This window comes from Corynebacterium sp. (assembly GCF_012837295.1).
Taxonomy (GTDB): Bacteria; Actinomycetota; Actinomycetes; order Mycobacteriales; family Mycobacteriaceae; genus Corynebacterium.
In genome coordinates this window covers 1-5,779 of the sequence record NZ_DURI01000204.1, presented here as the reverse complement: position 1 = coordinate 5,779, position 5,779 = coordinate 1, and the positions used below count along the sequence as shown (strand labels likewise).

Genomic DNA, 5,779 nt, shown 5'->3' with positions numbered 1-5,779 from the left:
GGATGTGCTCGGTGCCGATGTAATTGTGGTTGAGCTCGCGTGCCTCGTCCTGCGCCAGGACGACGACGCGCCGGGCGCGGTCGGTGAACCTCTCGAACATCATTCTCCTCGGTGTCGTCCGGAATCCATATAACGGTTTCACTGAAGCTTAACGACGGCCCGGCCGCGTTTCGTCCCTTCGGGCGTACGCCCATAGCGAACAGCGTCTGAACTGGGGATTGACGGTGGGGTTCGTTCCACGCCGGGACCGTCGTCAAGCAATCCTCGCCGACCATGCGCCGCGGGCCCCCGGATAGGCTCGGGGCATGACCGCGCCGCGCACCCGACTCGAGTTCGACGTCCTCTCCGATCACCTGGCCCTGATGTTGGCGCAGGAGGATCTGGCGGCCATCGAGGCGACGGTCCACGACATGTCGCCGGCGGATCTGGTGCGCGTGCTGGAGCGGGAGGATCCGGACGACCGGGCGATCATCTACCGGCTGCTGCCGCGCGAGCTGGCGCTGGAGGTGTTCGAGCGGTTTTCCACCGGCATGCGCGCCGATCTGCTGACGGGACTGCGCGACGAGCACGTCATCGGGGTGTTCGAGCACCTCGACCCGGACGACCGCGCCTCGCTGGTCGACGAGTTGCCGGCATCGGTGTCGGCGAAGCTGTTTTCGGGGCTGTCGGACAAGGAGCGCAAGCTCACTGCCCCGATGCTCGGTTACCCGTCGGGCACCATCGGCCGCCACATGTCCACCGAGTACGTGCGGGTGCGCCCGGACATGACTGCGGCGGAGGCCATCGCGCACGTCCGCGCGGCCGGCGCCGAGGCAGAGACGGTGTACCTGCTCATGGTCGTCGGCGATTCCCGCAGGCTCGAGGGCGTGGTGGGCCTGCGCGACCTGATCTTCGCGCTCGACGACGGCGGGCTTGACGACGGGGCCGGCGCGGAACCGGTGACGGTCGCGCATCTGATGAAGGCCCCCGAGTCGGTGACGGCGTCGGACGACGCCGAGGATGCCGCACGGCGCGCCGTGCGCACCACGCACCTGGTCACGCCGGTCGTCGACGAGGAGGATCGGCTGATCGGCATCCTCACCATCGACGACGCCAACCGCATCATCGACCGCGCCGACGAAGAGGACGCCGCCCGAGCCGGTGCCGCCGAGCCGCTGGACCGCCCGTACCTGATCACGTCGGTGGGCACGCTGGTGCGCTCGCGCGTGGTGTGGCTGCTGGTGCTGGCGCTGTCGGCGATTCTGACGGTGCAGGTGCTGGAGATGTTCGAGGACGCCTTGGCCGCCGTGGTGACGCTGTCGCTGTTCATCCCGCTGCTCACCGGCACCGCCGGCAACACCGGCTCGCAGGCGGCGACGACCGTGACCCGCGCCTTGGCAGTTGGCGAGGTGCGCCTGCGCGACACGTGGAAGGTGGCGTGGCGCGAGGTCCGCGTCGGCCTGACCATGGGCGTGCTGCTCGGGCTCATCGGCGCGGTCGTCGCCGGGCTGGTCTACGGCATGGACTTCGGCGTGATCATCGGGCTGACGCTGGTGTCCATCTGCACCATTGCGGCGACCGTCGGCGGCATCATGCCGATGATCGCCCGCGCCATCAAGGCCGACCCGGCGGTGTTCTCGACGCCGTTCATCTCCACGTTCTGCGACGCCTCCGGCCTGATCGTGTACTTCCTTATCGCAAAGGCGGTGCTGGGGCTGTAGGGCGGGTGCGGCGGCGGGGCTGGTGCCGTCGCGGCGATCCGCAGATGATGGAAGGCGAACACCATTCCCCGCCGACGATCGTCGCCCGCAGACCAGGAGCCCCCATGCGCATCGGAATCCCCCGCGAGATCAAGAGCGGCGAGCATCGCATCGCCGCGAGCCCGTCCGGGGTGGCGTCAATGACGCGCGCTGGCCACGAAGTGCTCGTCGAAGCCGGGGCGGGTGTCGGTTCGTCGATGCCGGATTCCGCGTACGTCGAGGCCGGCGCGACCATCGTCGACTCGGCCGAGGAGGTGTGGGCGAAGGGCGATCTGCTGTTGAAGGTCAAGGAGCCGATCGAGCCGGAGTTCGCCCTCATGCGCGAGGGCCAGATCCTGTTCACGTACCTCCATCTGGCCGCGGCCGCGGACTGCGCGCAGGCGCTGCTCGACGCGGGCACGACGTCCATCGCCTACGAAACCGTCACCGACGATCACGGCGAACTGCCGCTGCTGACCCCGATGAGCCAGGTCGCCGGCCGCCTGGCAGTGCAGGTCGGCGCGTACCACCTGATGAGCCACTTCGGCGGCCGCGGCATCCTCCTCCCCGGCGTCCCCGGGACCCGCCCGGCGCGCGTGACGGTCATCGGCGCCGGGCAGGTCGGCGCCTCGGCGGTGGCGATGGCCCACGGCCTGCGCGCCGACGTCACCGTCCTCGACCTGGACCCCCGGGCGCTCAAGCGCATCGACGACATCTACCGCGGCACGGTCGACACCGTCTTCTCCACCGCCCACGAGATCGAGGCGGAGCTGCTGCAGGCCGACCTGGTCATCGGCGCGGTCCTCATCCCCGGCGCCAAGGCCCCGACGCTGGTGCCGGACAGCCTGGTCGAGCGGATGAAGGCCGGGTCCGTCCTCGTCGACGTCGCCATCGATCAGGGCGGCTGCTTCGAATCCTCCCGCCCCACCACCCACGACGATCCGGTGTACAAGGTCCACGACAGCCTCTTCTACTGCGTCGCCAACATGCCCGGCGCGGTCGCCAACACCTCCACGCAGGCGCTGGCCAACGCCACCCTCCCCTACGCCCTGGCCATGGCCGAGCACGGGTGGCCGGGCGCGGCGAAGAAACTGCCCGGGCTCAACGATGGACTGATGACCCACCGCGGCCGCCTGCACAACGCCCCCGTCGCCGAAGCACTCGGCATGAGGCACGAACCGGTGTCCTGACGCGGCGGCCGGCCCGTCGTCAAGCGAAAACCCGGTCCCCCGACCGTCCCGGGTCCTTCCTCGCGCAAACGCCTGCGCGTGACGGGCGTCACCATTATGGTTCCTTTTCATATAGGAATCCATACGAGGAGGCCCGAGCCAGATGTCCGAGAAGACCGACGCCCGCGCAACGACCCATGCCGACCCCGCCGGAGCCGGCACCGCCGACAAGCTCCGCACCCGCGCCCGCAACTCGCTGCGCGGCACCGGCGACCTGATCCGCGGGCTCGCCCCCGTGACCAAGGCCGGCGTGCTCGGCGCGATGGGCCCCGGCGCGATGGGCAAGGCCGCCGGGTCGATCTACCGGTGGGACTTCCTGCCCTCCGGCCTGCTCGGCATCGCCGCCGCCCGCGACCCCCACCACACCGCCATCATCGACGACGGCGGCTCCATGACCTACGCCGAGTTCCACGACAACGCCAACCGCCTCGCCCGCGCCCTTCGCCACGGCGACATCCGCCCCCGCGACCGCATCGGGCTCATGTGCCGCAACCACCGCGGCTTCCTCCTCGCCCTGTGCGCCCACGGCCGCCTGGGCACCGACCTGGTGCTGCTCAACACCGGCGCGTCGGCCGAACAGACCCGCGCGGTCATCCGCGAGCAGAAGCTCGACTTCCTCTTCATCGACGAGGAATTCACCCACCTGCTGCCCGACGACTTCGACCAGTGCCCCGTCGCCGTGTCGTGGCTCGAGGACTACCAGGACACCTCCAGCGTCCGCGAAGGCTGGACGTCCATGCGCGAGATGCTGCGCACCGCCCCGCCCGAGGCCTGGCCCACCGCCGACCTGCCCAAGCGCCCCCGCCGCGGCCGCGTCATCGTCCTGACCTCCGGCACCACCGGCACCCCCAAGGGCGCGCGCCGCCCGGAGCCGAAGTCGTGGATGCCCGCGTCGTCGATCATGAGCCGCATCCCCCTGCGCCACAACCGGCCCGCGTACCTCGCCGCGCCGCTGTTCCACACCTGGGGCTTTGCGACGGCCCAGCTGTGCATCGCGCTGCGCTCCACCATGATCCTGCGCCGCCACTTCGAGCCGTCGGACGCGCTGCGCATCATCGAGGCGCACAACCCGCACACGATCTTCCTCGTGCCGACCATGCTTCAGCGCATGCTCGAGGTCATGCCCGACGACTACGACGTGTCGACGTCGCCGCTGGAAGTCATCGCGTCGTGCGGGTCGGCGATTCCGGAGCACATCGTCAAGCAGGCCCTCGACCGTTTCGGCCCGGTGCTGTACAACCAGTACGGCTCGACCGAGGTCAGCTGGGCGACGATCGCCAACCCCGCCGAGCTCGCCGAGAACCCGACCACCGCCGGCCGCGCGCCGCTGGGCACCCGCATCGCCATCCGCGACGACGAGGGCAACGAGCTGCCCGAGGGCGAGACCGGCCGCATCTTCGTCGGCAACGGCATGCTCTACGAGGGCTACACCCGCCCCGGCGCCGACAAGGAGATCATCGACGGCCAGGTCTGCACCGGCGACCTCGGCCGCCTGGAGAACGGGATGCTGTACATCTCGGGCCGCGAGGACGACATGATCGTCTCCGGCGGCGAGAACGTCTTCCCCCGCGAGACCGAGGACGCCCTGTCCGACCTGCCCGGCGTCCGCGAGTGCTGCGTCTACGGCGTCGACGACGACCGCTTCGGCCAGGCGCTGGTGGCCTGGGTCGTGCGCGACGCGTCGCCGGAAGGGCAGGCGCTTGACGACGAAAAGATCCGCGCCCACGTCAAGGACCGCCTCGCCAGGCATTCCGTGCCCCGCGAGACGGTGTTCATGGACGAGCTGCCCCGAAACGCCGTGGGCAAGGTCGTGCCGCGCATGCTGCCGAAGCCGTGGGAGGACGGCGGAGAGGGCGGTGATGGTGCTGGTGCCGACGCTGGTGCCGACGCTGGTGCGGAGGCTTCCGCGACCGGAGGCGACGGCGCCCGGCTCGTCGGCCAGGACCGGCTCCGCACGGCCGGATAGCGCCGCCCGCCCCGCCTCTCGGCGACACCAGGGCCCACCGGCCGCCCATCCCGCAGTTTCCCCGCCCCATCCCCTCCAGACCCATCGCAGATAGACGTCCAGTGGACAAAAAGACGTGGTCAACCACCTCCTTCTGTCCACTGGGCGTCTTTTTGGCGGCGGGCGGCCGTCGGCAAGCAGGGAAGCACCCGGCGAACGCCAAAATCCGCCCGAAGCTCCCGGCCGAAGGCCGAATGACACCGGACGCGCCACCGAAACGGCGCCGGAACGGCAGCGAAGAGGCAGAGAAGCGGCGCCCCTCGTCGACGACCGGGGTCACCCGAATGGCTTTTGGCGGATGCGCGGGCGATGATCTCGGGGTTACCCGCCGTCACCCGCACCCGTCATGCGGTTTTCCGGAAAGAGGATCCAGTGCAAACCGATTCCAGCACGTCCCGCCGTCTCCGCGCCGACGGAACCACCGATGTCGCCCGCCGTAACCGTTCTTCCCGCCCCTTCCGCCGCATCGCGCTGACCACTTTGTCCGCCGCGGCGATGGCGCTGGCCGGTTGCGCGCCGCTCGACGACGCGGATGAGGCTCAGACCTCTTCGACCACCTCGGAGACGTCCACCTCCTCGACTTCCTCGACGACCTCTTCGACCACGTCGTCCACCCCGACTTCCACGTCCGAGGCCGTCCAGGCGATGTTCGCCAATTGCAGCGAGGCCGTCGAGGCCGGCGCCGCCCCGCTGTACGTGGGCGATCCGGGCTACAGCGAGGAACTCGACTCCAACGGCGACGGCATCGCATGTCCGCTCGAGGACGAGGCCGCGGGCGCGGGCGCCGTCGTGGCCGCGGATGCGGGAGCCGGGGCCGCCGCCGGCGG

Annotated in this window: 5 protein-coding genes; 4 read left to right on the top strand and 1 reads right to left on the bottom strand. The window is 70.3% G+C overall.

From position 1 onward, the window contains the following. The coding region (locus GX015_RS12745) for a Clp protease N-terminal domain-containing protein (RefSeq protein WP_366926249.1) at positions 1-100 on the bottom strand (100 nt) is incomplete at its 3' end. Between the two features lie 205 nt (positions 101-305). Between GX015_RS12745 and mgtE the strand changes: the two genes are divergently transcribed. From mgtE to GX015_RS06745, 4 genes are all read left to right on the top strand, one after another. Beyond that, on the top strand, positions 306-1,700 hold the full coding sequence (gene mgtE / locus GX015_RS06760; RefSeq protein WP_291343804.1) for a magnesium transporter: 1,395 nt from the start codon (positions 306-308) through the stop codon (positions 1,698-1,700). A 104-nt stretch (positions 1,701-1,804) separates the two neighbouring features. Continuing rightward, complete coding sequence (gene ald / locus GX015_RS06755) at positions 1,805-2,908, top strand: alanine dehydrogenase (protein WP_291343802.1); 1,104 nt, start codon at positions 1,805-1,807, stop codon at positions 2,906-2,908. Positions 2,909-3,209: 301 nt separating this feature from the next. Next, positions 3,210-4,913 (top strand): AMP-binding protein, encoded by a 1,704-nt coding sequence (locus GX015_RS06750; RefSeq protein WP_291343806.1) that lies wholly within the window; start codon positions 3,210-3,212, stop codon positions 4,911-4,913. Positions 4,914-5,324: 411 nt separating this feature from the next. Beyond that, positions 5,325-5,779 (top strand): excalibur calcium-binding domain-containing protein (locus GX015_RS06745; protein ID WP_291343800.1); only part of this gene is annotated, 455 nt, incomplete at its 3' end.